The organism is Streptomyces sp. 13-12-16, assembly GCF_002114215.1.
Classification (GTDB): domain Bacteria; phylum Actinomycetota; class Actinomycetes; order Streptomycetales; family Streptomycetaceae; genus Streptomyces.
The window spans coordinates 1-919 of record NZ_NCTE01001294.1 but is presented as its reverse complement, the minus strand read 5'-3'; the positions used below and the strand labels follow the sequence as shown (position 1 = coordinate 919).

Genomic DNA, 919 nt, shown 5'->3' with positions numbered 1-919 from the left:
GGCTCCCCTTCGACCGTCACGGTGAGGCCCGCGCTCGCGGCCTGTTCCACCAGCTCGGGCAGCCGGTCCAGGCCGGGCGCCGGGGCGCGCGGCGCGGCACCCGGCGCGCGCAGCGTGTCGAGCACCTGACGCACCTCCCCGAGCGCCTCCTTGCTCTTGGCCTTGATGGTGGTGAGCGCGCTGCGCGCCTGCTCCGGGTCGCTGTCCAGCAGGGCGAGGCCGACGCCCGCCTGCACATTGATGACGGAGATGCTGTGCGCGAGGACGTCGTGCAGTTCGCGGGCGATCCGCAGCCGCTCCTCGTCCGCGCGCCGCCGTGCCGCCCGGGCCCGCTCGGCCCGCTCCCGGGCCCACTGCTCACGACGGGTCCGGGCCAGTTCCGACACCGCCACGAGCGCCACCAGCCAGGTGGCGATCACGATCTCCTGGTTCCAGGAGGGCGCCCGGTCGCCGGAGGGCGGCAGCCGTCCGTACAGCACGTGGGCGATCAGCACATGCCCCGCCCAGAACGTCCCCATCGCCGCCCACGCGGCGTGCCGGTGCCCCGAGACGACGGCGCTGAAGCAGGCGACGGCGACGGTGAGGAACACCGGTCCGTACGGGTATCCGGCCCCGGTGTAGAGCAGGACGGCGGCCACGGTGCCGAACACGACGGGCACGGGATGACGCCCGCGCCACAGCAGGAGCGCGCCCGCCAGGAACAGCAGGACCCGCCCGAGGGAGCCCAGGGCGACCCGCTCGCCCTCCTGGGCGTGCTCGGCGAAGCCGGAGCCGACCAGCACGAACACCGTGAGCAGCACGGTGGAACGCCAGGGCCGCCGACGGCGCCGGTTCTCGCCGCCGTCGGCGGCTGCGGCTCCGAAGGCCCCGTCGCCCTCGTGGGCCCGACGGGTCCGGCCTGGCGGGCCGTGCCGGAGCG

1 protein-coding gene is annotated in these 919 nt (G+C 75.8%); it reads right to left on the bottom strand.

Going from position 1 to position 919, the window contains the following annotated elements; genetic code table 11:
• Positions 1-919 (bottom strand): histidine kinase dimerization/phosphoacceptor domain-containing protein (locus B7767_RS39580; protein WP_256923735.1); only part of this gene is annotated, 919 nt, incomplete at both ends.